This is a genomic window from Streptomyces formicae, assembly GCF_002556545.1.
Classification (GTDB): domain Bacteria; phylum Actinomycetota; class Actinomycetes; order Streptomycetales; family Streptomycetaceae; genus Streptomyces; species Streptomyces formicae_A.
The window spans coordinates 7,723,512-7,741,487 of sequence record NZ_CP022685.1 but is presented as its reverse complement, the minus strand read 5'-3'; the positions used below and the strand labels follow the sequence as shown (position 1 = coordinate 7,741,487).

Here is a 17,976-nt window from a genome sequence, read left to right as displayed (position 1 = left end):
CGAGGAGAAGGAGCTCCCCTCCCAGTTCCTCGTGCGGTCACCCCTCTGGCCGCACGACGTGCGGGAGGCGCCGTACGGCCGGGAGGGGACAGGCCGGGGCCGTGGTGCGTCCGGAAGTGCTCACGGCCCCGGCCCGCCCAGAGGGTCAGGGTGGTTGCAGGGCGGTGGGTAGGTCCGGGTGGACGGGGAAGAGACGGTCGGCGCCGGTGAGGTGCAGCACCTTGCGGGCCAGCCGGTGCGGCGCGCTGACCCCCAGGGGCAGGCTGCGATGTACGGCCGCGGCGTGGGTGTCCTCCAGGACCTCGACGCCGGCGAGGGTGAGCACGGCCGGACGCAAGTCGATGATGACCGAGCGGGCGGACGTCCGCTCCACCAGGCGCGTGAACTCCACCCGCAGGCCCGGCGCGTTGGCGATGTCGATGATGTCCTCGACGGGGACAACCAGATGACTGGTGACTTGATAAGGGAAAAGCATCACGGCTCCTGAGCAGATTTCACCTCAGGGGCGGCCGACTCCCTGACCACTCCACGACGTCGGAATGTAGCCGACCAATCCCACAGAGTGAAGGGGGCGGATCCACTCTCGCACCCTCTGCGCCCCCGTGTACCCCCGTGCGCCCTCCTGGCCTTGCCGACGGCATACGCGGTGGGCAGGGGATACCCGTCCGCCCCACGTATGCCGCCGGCGAAAAGGGGGACAACCGATGGCCCACCCACAGCCACCTGGGGACGGAATCCGCGAGGTCGCCCTGGCCCAGTTGCGGTCCCTGCTGCTGGACTCCGACCGGCTCGAGGAATTCCTCCAGGGCTGATCCGCATCGTCGACGGAGGCGGCGTGGCGCCCGACGGGTTCGTAGCTCATCTGCCGGATCAGGGTCACGTGGCACAGCAGCCCTTCCTGCCCGCTTATGACCACCGCCCGGGAACCCGACCGACCCTGATGTTCCTGCACTACTGGGGCGGTTCCGCCCGTACCTGGGACCTCGTCGTCGAGGGCCTCGCGGGTCGCGACATCATCACCGTCGACTTCCGCGGGTGGAGCCGCTCGGGCGGCCTGCCCGGTCCCTATACGCTCCGTCAGCTCGCCGACGACACCCTCGCCGTGCTCGCCGACGCGGGCGTCGCCGACTACCTGCTCGTCGGGCATTCCCTGGGAGGCAAGGTCGCGCAGCTCATCGCGGCGACCCGGCCCGCGGCCCTGCGCGGGATCGTCCTCGTCGGCCCTGGCCCGGCGAAGCCCCCGGCGCGGATCACCCCCGCGTACGGGCAGGCCCTTGCGCACGCGTACGACTCCGCCGAGTCCGTCGCCGACGCACGGGACCGCATCCTCACCGCGACCGACCTGCCCGAAGCCGTCAAGGCGCGGATCGTGGCCGATTCACGCGGCGGCGCCGACGCCGCCCGCACGGAGTGGCCGCTGCGCGGCATCGCGGAGGACATCTGCGAGCACACCCGCATGATCAGCGTGCCCGCTCTCGTCGTCGCCGGAGAGAACGACCAGGTCGAGCCGGTCGACGTACTCGTCGACAACCTGATGCCGTGCCTCACCGGGGCCGACTTCATGGTGATACCGAAGACGGGTCACCTGATCCCACTGGAAGCCCCGGCCGAGCTCGTCGACGCGATCACGGCTTTCGCGCCGACGGACTGACGGTCCGCGCGGCTCCGCCGGAGTCGTCGTCCGGGGAGGGCGGTACGCGGTACTCCTGGTTCAGCGCCCGGATCACGGGGCTCGCCGGTCCCACCGGCCCCGCCGGTCCATATGATTGGTCTCATGTCGAAGCCTGACGAGCTGCTCGTTGACGTCGCCGCCCTGGTGGAGTCCGGGCGGAGCAACCAGATGTCCCTGACCGTGGTCGCCGGTGGCGCTGTCATCACCGGTCGACTGGCCCCCGAAGCGGTGTGGAGGCAACGGGTGTCGGACGTCCTCAAGGATTCGGACCGCCTCGGCGAGTTCTCCGGCGTCTTCGACGCACCCGCGAAGAACGAGGGGCCGCCGTCCCACCTGCACTTCCACGTCGCCCGGATCCTCCAGGGCACGGTGGGCATCCCGGAGACGGGCGGGATGTACCGGGTGGCGATCGGGGACGTCAGCGCCTGGACCATGGGCGACTTCAGCTATTCCGACCACTGACGTTCCGGCCACTGACAGTCCGATCACTGACCGTCCGATCACTGGACACGTACTGCCGCCGCGGGCATCCGTCGCACGGAGTCTGCCCGCGCCTGTTCCCTGAGGACAGCAGGGCCCGGACCGCGCGTCGCGGTCCGGGCCCTGCTGCGTACTGCCGTGCCTGTGTCAGCTCTGGGCGGCGTCGTCGCCCGTCTTCGCGGCGCCCTCGGTGCCGCCCACCTTCTCGCGCATCTTGCGGAGCAGCTCCGCCTTCTGGTCGGCGGCGCCCTTGCGGTCGAGGTTGCGGTGCGGGCCGTTGTTCTGTCGCTCGGCGCGGGACTGCTTCTTGCGCTGGCCGCCGCCCATGCCGACAGGGTTGTTGATGTTCTTGCTCACGGGTTCTCCCGGATGGTGTGAAGTGATCTACGGATTCATCGGTGGGGACGGGCGCGGCGACGTCGGGACGTCAGCAGGGGCCCATCACGCTCACTCGTAAATCGGCGTCTGGAAGAACATGGACACGACGTTACCCCGTTCTGTCGCCCCCGCACACCAGGTTTTCACCGTTCCCACGGGCCCCACCGGCCGGAGACGCGCCAGCGAGGTCCGTAGCGCCTCGGTCGACCGTCTACGCACATGACAGTAACTGCGCCTCTTTATACGTCATGTGATGCATTGACCCCACAGTGCGATCACGGTTGCATTTCGGTGACCCTCCCGTGGGGAACTGGAGGGCGAGATCACGAACGATCGTGTCCTATTTGGGGGGGGAACATGAGTGGAAACGTGAATCGGGGGACCGGCAGACGTGTCACCAGACGTGTGCGGGGCGTCTTAGGCGCGGCTGTCGCGGTCTGCGCGGTCACGGTGGCGCTGCCCGGAGTCGCCTCGGCCGAGCCCTCGGGCGCCGGTGCGGCCGGTGCGGCCGGTGTCGAGAGGATCAGCGTCGCGGCCGACGGCACGCAGGCCGACGGTGACTCCGCCGACGCCTCGATCAGCCACGACGGCCGTCGCGTCATCTTCTCGTCGTCCGCGACGAACCTGACGTCCGACACCGCGTCGGGAGGCAGCAAGGTGTTCCTCCGGGACCAGCGGACGGGACAGAACCAGCGGATGGGGGACCTCTCCCCCATCGGGCCCCCGGTGATCAGCGGCGACGGGGAGTACATCGGCTACGCGCATGAGTGGATCACCAACGTGCGGATCCGCCAGTACCAGACGAGCACGGGACGGACGGCTTCGCTCAACTGCTCGGCCTACACCTGCGACCAGGCGTCGCTGAACACGGACGGCCGCTACACCGCCCACGTCCTCCGTTATCCCAGGCAACCCACGTTCGGCCAGCGCATCGAGGTGCAGGACTGGAACAACGGCGGCGCCAACCAGAACGTCGCCACCTTCGCCCACACCAAGCCCTCCAAGCCGTCCATCAGCGGTGACGGCCGCTACGTCGCCTACCAGGACGGCCAGACGGAGGACGTCTTCGTGTGGGACAGGACCGGCGCCACCACCTCGGGGCCGATCGAGGGCCCGGACAAGGCGGCGTCCCTCGTCCAGCTCAGCGACGACGGCGGCAAGGTCGTCTACCTCTCGGGCTCCGACACCTACGTCCACGACATCCGCACGGGCACCAACCAACTGGTGCCGAATGTCAAGGGCTTGGCCATCGACCCCACCGGCCGCTATCTGCTGTACGCCCCGCGCGACACGAGCGCACCGTCACTCGTGCTGCGCGACCTGCGGACGGGCACCGACGAGGTCGTCTCCGCCCAGCCCGCCTCGGCCGGGACCGACGCCGTCAGCGCCGGTGGGCGCGACGTGGTCTTCCAGTCCGCGGCCGACGACATCGTGCCCGGCGACACCAACGGCAAGTCGGACGTCTTCGCCCGCCACCTCTACTGATCGCCGTAACAGGCCGGACCACTAGGGGTTTTCGGTAGCGGTCACGGAATTCGTCCGAGCAGACCGGACGTCCGCACCCGTGCGGCCCCTTGCGGTCCGGCCCCGCCCGTTCCGTGATGACGGAACGGGGCCGGTCAGTCGCGAGGCCGCTAACGCGCGGCGGACGGCGGGTACTTGCCGCAGAACTCGGCCTCGACCACGTCGGTGTACATGTCGCCGTCCCGCAGCCAGTCGCCGTTGATGTTGAACGTCAGTTGGTGCTTGCCGTCCGGCGTGCCGACCATGGCCGACAGCGAGCCGTTGGCGCGGCCGCTCTTGCCCACCACCTTCACTCCGCAGGACAGTTCGGCGAACTCGACGCCGAGCCCGTACCCGTTGAACTTTCCGTCCGGCACTTCGTGGAGCATCTCCTTCATCTGCGCCTTCGGGAGCAACTCACCGCGTATCAAGGCGCGTTGGAAGCGGTTGAGGTCGTCGGTGGTGGAGATGACGTCGCCCGCCGCGCCCAGCCACGTCATGTTCTGCTCGGTGGCGTCGACGATCGCGGCGTCGGGGGCCTTCTCGTGGAGTCGGGAGTACCCGACGGGGTGCGGCTTCGGCAGGTGCGGCGCCGTGCCCGGGAACGACGTCCGGCGCAGCTTCAGCGGCTTGATGATCCGCCGGGTGGCCTCCTGCGCGTACCCGCGGCCCGTCGCCTTCTCGATGACCATCCCGGCGATCACGAAGTTGGTGTTCGAGTACAGCGGCGACTTCTCGGGGGCGGGGTGCGGGGGCTGCTTCAGCGCGGCCGCCACGAGCTCCTCGGGCGCGTAGGTGTCGTACCGGTGCTCCAGGAAGCCGAGTCCCGCGGAGTTGTGGGAGATGACGGGGTCTTCGGTGTAATTGGCGATGCCGCTCGTGTGGTTGAGCAGCTGCCGCAGGGTGATCTTGTTGCCGTCGTACCCGTTGCCTCTGACCAGGCCCGGCAGCCACGCCTCGACGGTGTCGTCCAGGCTCAGCCTTCCCTCCGCCTCCAACTGGAGCAGGACGGTCGCGACGAAGGTCTTGGTGATGCTGGCCCCGCGGAAGTGATCGGCGGCCGTGCGCTTGCGCCCCGTTCCGGTGTCGGCGTACCCGGCCGTACCGAACCAACTCCCCTTGCCGTCACGGACCTTGGCGGCGACCCCGGGCAGCTCCCCCTTCTCGACCAACGCACGCAGCGCGGCCCGGGTCGCCTCGTGCCCCCGGTCCGCCCCGCTCGCCTCGCGCCCCCGGTCCGGCCGGTCCGCCGCGTGTGCCGAGGGGGCGACAGCGGCCGCCCCGATCAGCGCGGATGTCACCATCGCGAGGGAAGTCGTACGTGCAGCCCACCGCTTCATGGGTGTTGCCTCCAGGTCATCGTCTCCGGGGGGCCTGGTGTGCCCCCTGTGTTGCGTGTGACGTCGACCGCGGGCCGCGCGGTTGACGATGAACCCAAGGACGGCACCGCGGTACTACGCGACGCGGCACGAACGGGACCACAGGCCCACCGGATCCCGCCGCGTACTACCAGGGCACGACGCCGGGACCGGTCGGGCCGCGACGCACGAACCGCGCTCCGACATCGTTGTCAGAAGCGCGGCTCGTACGGTTCTCAGGGGCGCGAGGTGGCCCTACGGCTTGTAGACGGCGTCACTGCCGTACAACTCCCTCGTGAACGCGGAGACATCGGCGCTGCGGTCGGTGCCGTCGAGGTTGTACGTCAGGTAGACGCCGTAGCCCTCGCTGACGGTGCGCCGGGCGAGACTGGCGGACGTGCTCCGCGAGGTCCCGCCGATCTCGACGGCCGCGGGCGACAGCTTCGACTTGGGCAGCGCGATGCCGGGGACCTGCCAGCTGCCGTAGTACGGGTTCCAGGCGTAGTCGAACTTGGACGAGACGTCGACGCCGCCGTAGGAGAGGCGCGACGCGGCCGGGCCGATGTTGTAGAGGCTGATGATCTTGTTCGGCATGTTCGCGCGCAGTGCCGTCACCAGGTGCACGAACGAGCTGGCGTTCGGCTGCCCCGTGCCGTTGTTGCCGTACTCGGCGTACTCGTCGTCGAAGTCGATGCCGTCGAGGCCGTACTTGGTGACGGTGTCCGACATCTGCTTCGCGAACGCCGAAGCCGCCTGCTGGGACGGGAAGTTGGCGAACCCGGCGCCCTGGTGGTTGCCGAGCACCGAGAGGACGACCTTGATCCCCTTCTGCTGCAACGGGCGTATCTGCGTGGCGGCGTTGTCGAGAACGCGCTGCACGTTCTCGTTGAAGTGCAGGTACGCCGCCTTCTTGGTCGTGTCGTAATTGATGTTCGCCGCGAAGATCACCGCGACGTCGAAGACGTTGCCGCCGCCGTTGGCCAGGCTGTACTTGCCGACGTTCAGCATGCTGTTGTTGTTCACCTCGACGTACGCCACCGAGGTCGGTCCCTGTTTCTTGGGGGCGGGAGCGGGGGCCGCCGCCGCGCCGGCCGTGGCGGTCGTACCGAAGGCGAGGGCCGCGACGGCCGAGAGCGCGAGCGCGGCCTTCCGCGTTCTGCCCCGTACCAGAGTGAACATCGTTGATCGGTCTCCCATCGCATGGGTCGGCGCCCGACCTGTTTCGAAAGCGCCGAGTGAGCCCTCTGAGTTTTCCGCTCCTGCGACCGATCCCCAAGAATCACGCACGGAATCTTCATGATCTCCACACATCGTGTGTCACAACCCGGGGGCCGGATGCGGGCTTTGGGATGTTCCGGCGATATCCGGCCTGCTGGGCCGAAGCCTTGTCAGGACGACAACTCGCGTCGCAAGCTCCTATGACGGAGAAGCATTCAACTTCCACCACCAGGAGGGCCGTTCGGCCTTCGACCGTGCCGCCCTTCCCTGCCTCGGGGGGGCTCGCGTGCGCGAACTGACCAAAGGTGCCAACACGGCTCTTCCTCCACTCGGCGACGGGGGCGGTTCCTTCGTGGCGCGGCTCGGCTGGAGCAGCGCGAGCGGTGAGGGCGACTGCGACGTGTCGGTCCTGTTGCTCCGCGAGAACGGGAAGGTCGGCGGAAACGACGACTTCTACTTCTACAACCATCCGGTCGCGGCGGACGGATCCGTCCAGGTACTCGGTCAGACACCGACCGACAACGGCAGCGAGGACAGAATCAGGCTCGACCTGTCGGCGCTGCCCGCCGCGGTGGAGCGCGTGGTCATCGCGGCCAGCCGGTACCGGCGCGCCGGTTTCGGCGAGTTGCAGGACCTCCGACTCACCCTCACCGGTGCGTCCGGCGAGGACCTCGTCGGCTTCGCCCTCGTGGGGGCGACCGTCGAGAGTGCCGTCGTCTTCGCCGAGATCTACCGCCGCGCGGGCGAGTGGAAGTTCCGCGCGATCGGACAGGGGTACGAGACGGGCCTCGCGGGCCTCGCCACGGACTACGGCATCGAGATCGACGAGGACGACGACCAGGACGTACCGCCGCAGTCCGCGTCGGCCGCCGAGGCAGCAGAACCCGGAGAGGCAGCAGAGGTCGCAGAGACCGCCAGCACGGACGCTCCCCAGGAGCTTTCGGCCCCTGCCGCACCGGTCCTGGCGCTCCCCACCCCCTCCCCTTCACCACCCGCCCCTCAGCCTCGTCGGCTTCGCACGGCGAAGAAGAAGACCAAGCTGCCGAAGGCGCCTGCCAAACCGTCCCTGGCGGAGAACGACGAGTGGCGTCCCGCGCGGCTCTTCCCGCTCTCCTCGCTGAAGAGCGACAAGGACCGGGAGGTGCGGGCGACCTCCATCCTGCTGTCGGTCATGGCGCAGGTGCCGGAGTTCGGCCGCAGGCTGACCGCTGCCTTCGGCGCGCCCGCGGGCCGCATGGAGACGTTCACCGAAGTCGTGCTGCCGAACTCGGACCGCCCCCGGCGCCCCGACGGCATCATCCGCGTCGAACGCGCGGGCAGGCTCTGGACCGCCCTCGTGGAGACGAAGACCAACGGCAATCCCCTCAGGGCCGAACAGGTCCGTGACTACCTCGACATCGCCGTGCGCCGGGGATACGAAGCCGTCATCACCCTCTCCAACGACGTGGCGCTCGACGGCAGCCCGCTCGTGGAGGTCAACCCCGATGCCCGGCGCAAGAACAAGGTCGCGCTCTGGCATCTGTCCTGGGCCGATGTCACGCACCAGGCGCAGATGCTGATCCACCACGAAGGAGTCCGCCAGGAGCCGCACGCCTGGCTGCTCCAGGAACTCCTCCACTATCTCCAGCACGAGAACTCGGGCTGCCACGGCTTCCAGAACATGGGCGCCGACTGGGTCTCGGTCCGCAACGGGATCGACGACGAGACCCTCGTACCGGGTGATCCGCGTGCGGTGCGGGTGGTGGAGAGCTGGGAGCGTCTCATCCGTCAAGTCTGCCTGCGCCTCGGGGGCGAACTCGGCGAGAAGGTCGTCCCCGTCCAACGCGCCAAGCGCGGCACGGATCCGCAGTCGCGCCGTACGGCGCTCGCCAAGTCGCTGTGCGAGGACGGCCGACTGCACGCCGAGATCAAGATCGACGGCGCGCCCGGCCCGCTGCACCTCACCGCCGATCTGCGACTGAGCCGGTTGCGCATGTCGATCGAGGTGCGGGCGGCCGACCAGGGATACCCGCTGACCTGGGTGAAGCGCCTCATGAAGCAGTTGGCCGCGGCCCCTGCCGATCTGCACGTCGAGACGCTGATGCGCGGAGAAGTGCCGGGCCCACGAGGCACGTTGGACAAGCTCCGCCCGGAGCCGGCCGACCTCCTTCCGGGCTCCGGCAGGGGCTTCTCCGGTGAGATCACCGGCTTTCGGCTCTCGCTCTCCCGGACACTGGGCAGTACGCGCGGAAACGCGGCGTCCGGGTTCATCCGGAGCGTCGACTCGGCGATCGACGTGTTCCATAGAGGAGTGATCACCAACGTGAGCTGACGCACGGAGCCCGAAGAGCAGGCGACGGCGTGGGCTCGCGGACGCGGATGAGAGGACGGAGAGAATCACCATGAAGGCCCACTCCTCGCAGCACGAGGGCGGCTCGCTCCCCGGTGCGGCGGTTCATGTCGACGCCGGGACGCTGGCCCGTCTCGTTCCCATGGCCGATGCTGTCGACGCGCTGGAAGCCGTGCTCGTCTCCGGGCTCGATCCGGAGGCGGAACCGCCGCGCGGGGTCGTGGAGGTGGCCGGTGGGCAGTTGCTTCTGATGCCGTCGGCCACGGCGTCGTACGCCGGGGTGAAGGTCGCCACCGTCACGCCCGCCAACGCGGATCGCGGGCTCCCCCGCGTCCAGGGCCTCTATCTCCTCCTGGACGGGGTGACGCACACGCCGTTGGCTCTGCTCGACGGCATCGCGCTGACGTCGCTGCGTACGCCCGCCGTGTCCGGCGTGGCCATCCGGCACCTCGCGGTGGCCGAGGCCGAGCGGCTGCTCGTGTTCGGGACGGGGCCGCAGGCGTGGGGGCACGTCGAGGCGGTGCGGGCGGTGCGTCCCGGGCTGCGGCACGTCGACGTGGTCGCGCGCGACGCCGAGCGGGTCGCCGCCTTCGTCGACCGCTGCCGCGACGACGGCCTCAGCGCCTTGGCCGCCACACCGGAGGACGTCGCCCACGCGGACATCGTCTGCTGCTGCACCACCGCACGCGAACCCCTCTTCGACAGCTCCCTGCTGCCCGACCACGCGACGGTCGCCGCCGTCGGCTCCCACGAACCGGACGCCCGCGAGGTCGACGCCGCTCTCGTGGGCCGCGCCACCGTGGTCGCGGAGTCCCGAGAAGTCGCCGGACGCGAGTGCGGCGACCTGGTGCTGGCGGTCGACGAAGGCGCCTTCGACATGGCCCGGTTGCATACGTTGGACGCCCTCGTGCGGGGTGAGGTGAAGGTCGACGCGGGACGGCCCCGGCTGTTCAAGTCGGCCGGGATGGCCTGGGAGGACCTGGCGGTCGCGGCGGCCGCGTACGTGGCACGGGACGCCGTCGGCTGAGCCGTCAGCGCACGGTAGGCGGGTGGGTGAGCGTCGGTCAGGCGCAGCGCGTCGCGCCGCTCTTCGGCGGTGCGGTCAGCGCGACGTCCTCGAGTCTGACGCTCATCGCCGTCCAGTCGCCCTCACCGCGCTTGCCGCCCTCGGCGTCCTGGAAGCCCCAGAGCCAGATCCGTTCCCCCGTACTGCCGAAGGTCAGGACGGGGCGGTCCGTGACCAGCGGGCCGTTGTAGACCGCGATGTCCTTGCTCAACGGCTTCGCGCACATGAGCGTTCCGTGCAGGCCGTAGTAACCCGGCGGATTGCGGCCCTCCTTGACGGCGGCCGCCGCGTCGTCCGTGGCGGCAGCGGCCGTGATCAGGCCGACGAGCAGCGTCGTCACGATGTACAGCGCCGCGACGACGGGCAGGACGAACCCGGGTATGCCGTCGCCGGGAACACGTCCCCAGTAGGTGTGCCGCGCCCACCCCGCGGCGGCCACGAAGACGAGCGCGAAGGCCGCGGCGAGGCCGATCGGCTTCAGGGCCGCGTACGTCATGGAGTACGTCGTGACCGGCACCGCATCGACGGGCACGCCGAAACCCACCGTCAAGTAGAGGGTGTACAGGAGCCGTCCGAACCACGGCACGACGAAGAAGAGGGGTGCGGCGACCACGGGCACGAACCAGTGCGCGTTCCTGCTCAGCCAGGAGGGGACGAGGGCCCACCAGACCCCTGCCCCCACCGGGGCAGCGCCCACGACGCCCAGCACCGTCAGCGACGTCGCCCACAGCACGTCACCGCCCGCCACGGGCAGCGCGAGCATCAGTTGGTAGCCGAGGAAGAGGAACATCGCCGCCATCGCCGTGCCCAGGGCGAACCGTCGCGGGCGGGAGAGATGGCGCTCCGCGAGGAACCAGCCGAGCGCGTCGCCGAGTGCGAGTGCGGGGAGCAGTGCCGTCCACCGCCAGGGGGTGTCGAGGCGTTGCAGCGCGCCGCCGAGGGTGAGACAGACCAGACCGCCCGCGCAGAGCGCGGCCACGCTGAGGCAGAGCGAGAGCAGGCCGCTCGCCGTCGTGGGATCGAGGATCCGCGGTGCGGCGCCGGGCTGCGCCGGCGGGTCCGGTGGTCCGTGCACCTCCTCGGCCGAGGGGTCGAAGAGGCGGTCGCCGAAGCGGCTCGCGGTCAGTTCGGCGACGGCCGCCGCGCGGTCCGGCGGTCCCGGCAGGGAGACCGCCCGCCGGTCGTGGGCGCCCGTCACGTGCCGGGCGAGGCGCAGCACGTGTCGGGCGGCCGTGCTGCCGTCCGCGGGCGGGGCGAGCCGGACGTGGTAGGGCGTGCGGCGCTCGCGGGGCGGGGTGCACAGCGTCGATTCCCGTACCCACAAGGCGAGTGAGCGCCGCGCGGCGAGGCGCTCCACCCGGTGCACCGCGGCCTTGCGCGCACCGCGCCTCGCACCCCGCAGCCGTACCTCGACGACGAGACCCGCACGGCGGGGCCCGACGCGCGCGGCCTCGGGGGCGGTTGCCGCCCTGACCACGCAGCCCTCCGCGACGAGCAGCTCCTCCGCGAGCGCCAACTCGTCCGGATGGTCGGTCACTTCGACGAGCAGGCGGACCCGACGGTTGAAGTCGGTGACCCCGATGGTTTCGATGGCGGTGCGGTCCTCTCGGTCTCTGCGGTGGCGCGGACGTAAACGTCACTCGCTGAACGCTGAACGTCTCGATCATCGCAAGGACCACTGACAACGGACCACCGGCAGCCGGAAGTCACCAAGCGGCAAGCTCGAGCCCCGTTCAGACGACCGTCACCGCATGCCGCACCACCGCGTCGAACAGATACCCCTGCGTGTTGTGCGTCGTCGTGCGCGGCTGGACGCGGCCCGTCGTGTCCGTGGCGCGGGACAGGAGCGTCGTGGGGCCGGGGTGCGTCGGGTGCCACGGGAGGGACCAGCGGGTCCAGGTGGCGCGGTGGGGGGTGTCGTGGAGGTGGGCGCGGTGCCAGGTCGTGCCCGCGTCCGTGCTGACGTCGACCCGGGCGATCGCGGCCGCGCCCGACCAGGCGCGGCCGGTCAGACGGTGCCGGGTGCCGGTGGGAAGCCGGGCGTTCCACGGGAGTTCGAAGGCCGACTTGAGGGTCTGGCGGGTGAGCGGGGCGCTGCCTTGTGGTGGGTAGCCGTCGCCGTACAGGCGGTAGAAGTCCGTGTTCCAGGGCGAGTAGAGCGGGGCCGAGGAGACCTCGATGTCGCCGAGCCACTTGATCGAGGCGATGCCGACCCAGGACGGCGCGAGCAGGCGGACCGGGTGGCCGTGGTCCGGGGGCAGGGGCGCGCCGTTCATCTCGTACGCGAGGATCACGTCGTCCAGGGCCTTGGCGAGTGGGAGGGGGCGGCGGACCCGGCCGAGGTTCGTGCCGTCCGCCGTCACGTAGTCCGCGTCGAGGCCGCGCGGCAGCACGTCCACCGCGCGGCGCGAGAGGCCCGCGAGGCGCAGGACGTCGGAGAGCCGTGCGCCGCGCCAGCGCGCCACGCCGACCGCGCCCAGCGTCCAGGCGGTGCCGGAGACCTCTTGGCCCTGCTGCGTGGCGAACAGGCTCCTGCCGTTGCCCGCGCACTCGACGAACGCCGTGCGGGACACGGCGGGCAGCCGCTTGAGGTCGGCGAGCGTGAACTCCCTCGCACCGCCGGTCAGTCCGTCGCCCCAGATCCGCAGGGACCAGGTGTCCGCGTCGATCCGCGGCGTCGCCGTGTGGTTGCGTACGAAGAAGTGGGAGACGGGAGTGGTGTGGCCGGTGGCCGCGAGGGACTCGAAGCGCGTCTCGGCGTTCGTGCCCCGGATCGTGAAGCGCTCCGGAGGCAGCGGTTTGACGATGCCCGGCGCGGCCTCCGACGGGGCCGCCGAGGCCGGGGACGGGGCGAGACCCACCGGGACCGCGGACGCGAGGCCCGCCGCGGCGACGAGCCGCAGGACGTCCCTGCGCGCGACGCCGTCGGCCCGCGCCTCCCCCGCCAGCCACTCACGGAGCCTGCGGCGGTCGTACGACGCTTCGGACGGGGCGCCGCCCACGGCGGGGTGCGCCTTGCGGCGCGAGGGATACATGCGCGAGGGATCCATGGGCGCCACGCTAGGAGGCCGCGGCGCCCGCCGCCCCGCGATCCGGCGCCGCTTCACGGACCGGCAACAATGCCCGGCGCGGCGGGGCCCTCAGGGGGTCGTCGACGACACCACGTACACCATGGGGTGCTTGGCGTTGGAGCGGTCCACGACGACGTCCTGCGTCGGGGCCGGGTTCTTCTTGTCGTGGGTGAGGCCCGACCACGGGCCGGGACCCGTGAACTCCCAGCCGACGACCTTCTGGTCGCGCTTGCTGATCGTGATGTCCTTGGGCTCCAGGCGGTCCGTGGAGGTGCCGATCCGCTGGAGGAACTTCTCCAGGCCCTCGTTGCTGGTCAGGAACTGGACGTACAGACGGCTGGTGCGCCAGTTGTTCGTCTCGTAGTAGGCGACTTCCTTGGAGTACGGCGGGATCGGCACGTCGTACAGACGGCGCTGCACCCGGGACGGCCAGCCCTCGCTGAGGCCGGTCGCGGAGTACTTGCTCTCCTTGTCGCGGCCGCTGTTGCGGCTCTGGCTCGCGGAGATCGCCAGGTAACCGGCGGGGATGCCGATCAGGAGCACGATGATCGTCGCTGTCAGCCAGCGGCGGCGGATCATGTGGCGGCGGTCCTCGGTCTTGCCTCCCTCGCGGTCCGGCTTTCCGGCCGCGCCGGGGCGGTCCGGGGGCGAGGGCTGGCGGGGCACGGTCATCTGTTTACTGGGTTCCCTGAGAAGTGCGGTCGTTGGTGCGGCGGGCCTCGGCGTACCGCTCATAGCGTTCGTAGCGCTCCACGCGGCGCCGGTTGGCGCGGCGGAAGCGGCGGGCGACCAGGCGGGCCAGGTCGGCGGCGCCCACCATGCCGGCCTCGGGGCCGAGCTGGGCGCGGGCGATGCGGGCCTCGGGACGGTAGCCGCGGCCGGTGAGGTGGCGGCGGAAGGCGTCGCGGGCGGGACCGATCAGGAGGTCGTCGGCGGCCGACACGCCGCCGCCGATCACGAAGCAGGACGGGTCGAGGGCGGCGGCGAGGTTCGCGATGCCCACGCCGAGCCACTGGCCGATGTCCTGGAGCAGCTCGACGCACATGGCGTCGCCCTCGCGGGCCAGCTCGGTGATGAGGGGGCCCGTGATGTCGGGGACGTTGCCCTTGACGCGCTCGATGATGCCGTACGCCACCGGGGAGTCGGCGGCGGCCAGCTCGCGGGCCTCGCGGACCAGCGCGTTGCCGGAGCTGTACTGCTCCCAGCAGCCGCGGTTGCCACAGGGGCAGCGGTGGCCTCCGGGGACGACCTGCATGTGGCCGAACTCGCCCGCGACGCCGAACTTGCCGCGCTTGACCTGGCCGTCCTCCAGGATCGCGCCGCCGATGCCGGTGCCGAGCGTGATCATGACCAGATGGTCCTCGCCGCGGGCGGCGCCGAAGCGCCACTCCGCCCACGCCGCCGTGTTCGCGTCGTTGTCGACGAGCACGGGGACCGCGAGGCGGCCCGAGATGCGGTCGCGCAGGGGTTCGTTGCGCCAGGACAGGTGCGGGGCGAACAGGACCCGGTTGCGGTCCGCGTCCACCCAGCCCGCCGCGCCGATGCCCACCGCGTGCACGTCGTGCCGGTCGGAGAGGTCGAGGACCAGTTCGACGATGGTGTCCTCGACGACGCGCGGGCTCTTCGACTTGTCCGGGGTCTCCGTACGGAGGGTCTCCAGGATGTTGCCGTCGGCGTCGACGACACCCGCCATCACCTTCGTGCCGCCGATGTCGATGCCGACGGTGGGGACGCGGGGCGCCGTCAGATGGGATCGGCGTTCGCGCGTGCCCACGGTCCGCAGGACGGTGGCTCGTGCGGAGCCGCGGTGCGCGAGGTCGCGGTAGGTGCTCATTGCGGCGATTCTGCCTCACGCTCGCGGGGGCGCGCACAACGGGCACGGGGCGGGCGCCCCGTCAGGGGCGCGCCCCGTAGGGGCGCGGGGAACTGCGCGAGCAACCACGAATAAGCCGCAGTCGCGTCTGCCGGACCACCGAGCAGACGCGACTGCGGCTTTTCCTGGGCTGAGCGCGCAGTTCCCCGCGCCCCTGGAGGGGCCTATCGGCCCTCCAGCTCATGACGGAGGTCATCCAGCTCGGAGCCGCCCGCCATTTGGCGGGTCAGCTCGTCGAGGGTGATCTCGTCGCGGGCGTAGCTGCCGGACATCGCGCCGCGCTTGAGGAGGACGAAGCGGTTGCCGACGAGGTACGCGTGGTGGGGGTTGTGCGTGATCAAGACCACGCCGAGGCCCTGGTCCCGCGCGGCGGCCACGTACTTCAGGACCACGCCGGACTGCTTGACGCCGAGCGCCGCGGTCGGCTCGTCGAGGACGAGCACCTTCGCGCCGAAGTGGACGGCGCGGGCGATCGCCACGCACTGACGCTCACCGCCCGAGAGCGTGCCGATGGGCTGGTCCACGTCGCGCAGGTCGATGCCCATGCGGAGCAGCTCCGCGCGGGTCGTCTCGCGCATCAGGTCGACGTCCATGCGGCGGAAGGGGCCCACCCCCTTCGTCGGCTCGGAGCCGAGGAAGAAGTTGCGCCAGACCGGCATCAGGGGGACGACGGCGAGGTCCTGGTAGACCGTGGCGATGCCCAGGTCGAGGGCCTCGCGCGGGGAGCCGAGGCGGGTGTCGTCGCCCTCGATGCGGAAGGCGCCCGCGTCGTGCTGGTGCAGCCCCGCGATGATCTTGATGAGGGTGGACTTGCCCGCGCCGTTGTCGCCGAGCACGCAGGAGATCTCGCCCGCGTGCACTTCGAGGGAGACGCCTTCCAGGGCGCGGATGTTGCCGTAGTACTTACTGACGTCGTCGAGCTCGACGAGCGGGGTGCGCTCCACCGTCTGCGGTACGGCGTCGCTGACGTCGGTCTTGTCGGTCACTTCGTCGCCTCCGCGCGCTTGCGGACCCAGTGGTTGAGCAGGGTCGCCAGGAGCAGCATCACTCCGAGGAAGAACTTGAACCAGTCCGGGTTCCACTCGGCGAACACGATGCCCTTGCTGACCATGCCGAAGATCAGCGCGCCGACGGCCGCGCCGACCGCCGAGCCGTAGCCGCCGGTGATCAGGCAGCCGCCGATGACGGCCGCGATGATGTAGATCAGCTCGTTGCCGACGCCCTCGCCCGACTGCACGACGTCGTACGAGAAGAGCAGGTGCTGTCCGGAGACCCAGGCGCCGAAGGCGACGCCCATGTAGAGGCCGATCTTGGTCGCGGCGACCGGGACGCCGACCGCGCGGGCCGCGTCCTCGCCGCCGCCGACGGCGAAGATCCAGTTGCCGACGCGGGTGCGGAGCAGGATCCAGGTGGCGAGGGCGATCAGGGCCAGCCACCAGACGATGGTGATCTTGAAGTCGACGCCGCCGACGGTGATCGTCGAGGCGAAGACCTCCTTGGCGGAGGAGAAGCCCTCCATGTCGGCGATCGACTTGGTGGAGACGGTGCCGCTGATCAGCTTGGTGAAGCCGAGGTTCATGCCGGTCAGCATCAGGAACGTACCGAGCGTGATGATGAAGCTCGGCGGGTCCGTGCGGGTCAGCATCACGCCGTTGAACACGCCGACCGCGAGGGTCGCGATCAGCGAGACCAGGACGCCGACCCAGACGTTCGCGGTCATCTGGTAGCTGAACATCGACGAGATCAGCGCGGACGTCGTCACCATGACGCCGGCCGACAGGTCGAACTCGCCGCCGATCATGAGCAGCGCCACCGGCACCGCCATGATGCCGATCGTCGACGCCGCGTAGAGGACCGTGGACAGGCTGGTGGCCTGCACGAAGCTGTCCGCGACGATCGCGAAGAAGATGAACACGGCGACGGCGCCGACCACCGAGCCGAGCTCGGGCCTGCCGAGGAGCTTCTTCAGCGGCGACGTCTTCAGCAGACGCTCGTCGCTCTTGGTGCCCGGCGACGGCGCCGGGGCGGGTGCGGTCGCTGTCATCGCGTCCCTCGCTTCGCGTATTCCTCCAGCTCGGCGGCCTGGTCCTTGGTGATGATCTGGGGACCCGTGAGGACCGGCTTGCCGCCGCCGAGTACGTCGGCGTTGTACTTGTACAGCCACAGCAGGTCCACGGCCTCGTACCCCTGGAGGTAGGGCTGCTGGTCGACGGCGAAGCCGAGCGAGCCGGACTTCAGGCCCGCGGCGACCTTCTCGTTGAGGTCGAAGGTGTCGATCTCCGCCTTGCTGCCCGCGCCCTCCTTGGCCTTCACCGCGGCGTCCGCGAAGGGCGCGCCCAGCGTGACGACCGCGTCGACCGACTTGTCGGTCTGGAGCCTGGCCTCGATGGAGGACTGCACGTCGGGCATGTTGGTGCCCGTCACGTACAGGTTCTGCATCTTGCCCTCGAAGGTCTTCTTGGCGCCCTCGCAGCGCTGCTCGTGGCCGACGTTGCCCTGCTCGTGCAGGATGCAGAGCGCCTTCTTCCTGCCGCGCTTGTTGAGCTCCTCGCCGACGGCCTCGCCCGCGATCGTCTCGTCCTGGCCGATGTGGGTCAGCGCGCCGAACTCCTTGGACTCCGCGGAGCCGGAGTTCACGGTGATCACCGGGATACCGGCCTTCTTCGCGCGGGCCAGGGCGCCCTTCATCGCGTCGGGCTTGGCCAGCGTGACGATGATCCCGTCGACCTTCTTGTCGATGTAGGAGTCGACGAGCTGGGCCTGCTGCTGGGCCTCGTCGTCATGGGCGTACAGGAACTTGATGTTGTCCTTGACCGCGGCCTGCTTGGCGCCGTTCTGGACGATGTCCCAGAAGGTGTCGCCGTCGCCGGAGTGCGTGACCATGCCGAAGGTCCAGCGCGGCGTGTCCACCGCGGCTCTGCCTCCGGCGGCCGCCGCCTTGCGGGCGTCCTCCGCGCGCTTGCCTCCGGTGCTGCTGCATCCCACGAGGGAGGCCCCGAGCACCGCAACCAGCACGGCGCCCACCGCA

Annotated in this window: 16 protein-coding genes; 5 read left to right on the top strand and 11 right to left on the bottom strand. The window is 70.4% G+C overall.

The annotated features are described in order from the left end of the window. Positions 1 to 145 precede the first annotated feature (145 nt). Positions 146 to 475 (bottom strand): STAS domain-containing protein, encoded by a 330-nt coding sequence (locus KY5_RS33695; protein WP_098245738.1) that lies wholly within the window; start codon positions 473 to 475, stop codon positions 146 to 148. 465 nt (positions 476 to 940) lie between these two features. Here KY5_RS33695 and KY5_RS33690 point away from each other — a divergent pair, with 465 nt between their 5' ends. After that, complete coding sequence (locus KY5_RS33690; protein WP_098245737.1) at positions 941 to 1,651, top strand: alpha/beta fold hydrolase; 711 nt, start codon at positions 941 to 943, stop codon at positions 1,649 to 1,651. Between the two features lie 123 nt (positions 1,652 to 1,774). Then, the gene (locus KY5_RS33685; protein ID WP_098245736.1) at positions 1,775 to 2,134 is read left to right on the top strand and encodes a hypothetical protein; all 360 of its coding nucleotides are present in this window, start codon (positions 1,775 to 1,777) and stop codon (positions 2,132 to 2,134) included. 165 nt (positions 2,135 to 2,299) lie between these two features. Here the strand turns inward: KY5_RS33685 and KY5_RS33680 are convergent, their stop codons facing one another. Then, complete coding sequence (locus KY5_RS33680) at positions 2,300 to 2,509, bottom strand: DUF6243 family protein (protein ID WP_098245735.1); 210 nt, start codon at positions 2,507 to 2,509, stop codon at positions 2,300 to 2,302. Between the two features lie 426 nt (positions 2,510 to 2,935). Between KY5_RS33680 and KY5_RS33675 the strand changes: the two genes are divergently transcribed. Further along, positions 2,936 to 4,015, top strand: a complete 1,080-nt coding sequence (locus KY5_RS33675; RefSeq protein WP_098245734.1) for a hypothetical protein — start codon at positions 2,936 to 2,938, stop codon at positions 4,013 to 4,015. Between the two features lie 149 nt (positions 4,016 to 4,164). Here KY5_RS33675 and KY5_RS33670 read toward each other — a convergent pair whose 3' ends face one another. After that, on the bottom strand, positions 4,165 to 5,373 hold the full coding sequence (locus KY5_RS33670) for a serine hydrolase domain-containing protein (protein ID WP_098245733.1): 1,209 nt from the start codon (positions 5,371 to 5,373) through the stop codon (positions 4,165 to 4,167). Positions 5,374 to 5,646: 273 nt separating this feature from the next. Next, positions 5,647 to 6,570: an endo-beta-N-acetylglucosaminidase H gene (locus KY5_RS33665; protein ID WP_098245732.1), complete on the bottom strand. Its 924-nt coding sequence runs from the start codon at positions 6,568 to 6,570 to the stop codon at positions 5,647 to 5,649. A 334-nt stretch (positions 6,571 to 6,904) separates the two neighbouring features. Between KY5_RS33665 and KY5_RS33660 the strand changes: the two genes are divergently transcribed. Continuing rightward, a complete protein-coding gene (locus tag KY5_RS33660) occupies positions 6,905 to 8,920 on the top strand; it encodes a TerD family protein (protein WP_098247654.1) in 2,016 nt (671 codons plus the stop codon). A gap of 70 nt (positions 8,921 to 8,990) precedes the next feature. Then, a complete protein-coding gene (locus tag KY5_RS33655) occupies positions 8,991 to 9,965 on the top strand; it encodes an ornithine cyclodeaminase family protein (RefSeq protein ID WP_098245731.1) in 975 nt (324 codons plus the stop codon). Between the two features lie 37 nt (positions 9,966 to 10,002). Here KY5_RS33655 and KY5_RS33650 read toward each other — a convergent pair whose 3' ends face one another. From KY5_RS33650 to KY5_RS33620, 7 genes are all read right to left on the bottom strand, one after another. Further along, positions 10,003 to 11,541 (bottom strand): hypothetical protein, encoded by a 1,539-nt coding sequence (locus tag KY5_RS33650; protein WP_234362991.1) that lies wholly within the window; start codon positions 11,539 to 11,541, stop codon positions 10,003 to 10,005. A gap of 196 nt (positions 11,542 to 11,737) precedes the next feature. Next, positions 11,738 to 13,039, bottom strand: a complete 1,302-nt coding sequence (locus KY5_RS33645) for a sulfite oxidase (protein ID WP_098245730.1) — start codon at positions 13,037 to 13,039, stop codon at positions 11,738 to 11,740. Positions 13,040 to 13,144: 105 nt separating this feature from the next. After that, entirely contained in the window at positions 13,145 to 13,747 is a 603-nt protein-coding gene (locus tag KY5_RS33640; protein WP_098245729.1) for a sugar kinase, read from the bottom strand. Positions 13,748 to 13,751: 4 nt separating this feature from the next. Then, positions 13,752 to 14,909 (bottom strand): ROK family glucokinase, encoded by a 1,158-nt coding sequence (locus tag KY5_RS33635; RefSeq protein ID WP_098245728.1) that lies wholly within the window; start codon positions 14,907 to 14,909, stop codon positions 13,752 to 13,754. Between the two features lie 203 nt (positions 14,910 to 15,112). After that, complete coding sequence (locus KY5_RS33630; protein WP_199843358.1) at positions 15,113 to 15,934, bottom strand: ATP-binding cassette domain-containing protein; 822 nt, start codon at positions 15,932 to 15,934, stop codon at positions 15,113 to 15,115. Further along, the gene (locus tag KY5_RS33625) at positions 15,931 to 16,992 is read right to left on the bottom strand and encodes an ABC transporter permease (RefSeq protein WP_098245727.1); all 1,062 of its coding nucleotides are present in this window, start codon (positions 16,990 to 16,992) and stop codon (positions 15,931 to 15,933) included. Before KY5_RS33625 ends, KY5_RS33630 begins: the two co-directional genes overlap by 4 nt. Further along, positions 16,989 to 17,972 (bottom strand): sugar ABC transporter substrate-binding protein, encoded by a 984-nt coding sequence (locus tag KY5_RS33620; RefSeq protein WP_199843671.1) that lies wholly within the window; start codon positions 17,970 to 17,972, stop codon positions 16,989 to 16,991. The genes KY5_RS33625 and KY5_RS33620 overlap by 4 nt, the downstream gene beginning before the upstream one ends. Positions 17,973 to 17,976: the final 4 nt, after the last annotated feature.

Coding starts and splice junctions, on each gene's coding strand:
- KY5_RS33695 (WP_098245738.1), bottom strand. CDS start 475: ATGCTTTTCCCTTATCAAGTCACCAGTCATCTGGTTGTCCCCGTCGAG.
- KY5_RS33690 (WP_098245737.1), top strand. CDS start 941: ATGTTCCTGCACTACTGGGGCGGTTCCGCCCGTACCTGGGACCTCGTC.
- KY5_RS33685 (WP_098245736.1), top strand. CDS start 1,775: ATGTCGAAGCCTGACGAGCTGCTCGTTGACGTCGCCGCCCTGGTGGAG.
- KY5_RS33670 (WP_098245733.1), bottom strand. CDS start 5,373: ATGAAGCGGTGGGCTGCACGTACGACTTCCCTCGCGATGGTGACATCC.
- KY5_RS33665 (WP_098245732.1), bottom strand. CDS start 6,570: ATGTTCACTCTGGTACGGGGCAGAACGCGGAAGGCCGCGCTCGCGCTC.
- KY5_RS33655 (WP_098245731.1), top strand. CDS start 8,991: ATGAAGGCCCACTCCTCGCAGCACGAGGGCGGCTCGCTCCCCGGTGCG.
- KY5_RS33645 (WP_098245730.1), bottom strand. CDS start 13,039: ATGTATCCCTCGCGCCGCAAGGCGCACCCCGCCGTGGGCGGCGCCCCG.
- KY5_RS33640 (WP_098245729.1), bottom strand. CDS start 13,747: ATGACCGTGCCCCGCCAGCCCTCGCCCCCGGACCGCCCCGGCGCGGCC.
- KY5_RS33635 (WP_098245728.1), bottom strand. CDS start 14,909: ATGAGCACCTACCGCGACCTCGCGCACCGCGGCTCCGCACGAGCCACC.
- KY5_RS33625 (WP_098245727.1), bottom strand. CDS start 16,992: ATGACAGCGACCGCACCCGCCCCGGCGCCGTCGCCGGGCACCAAGAGC.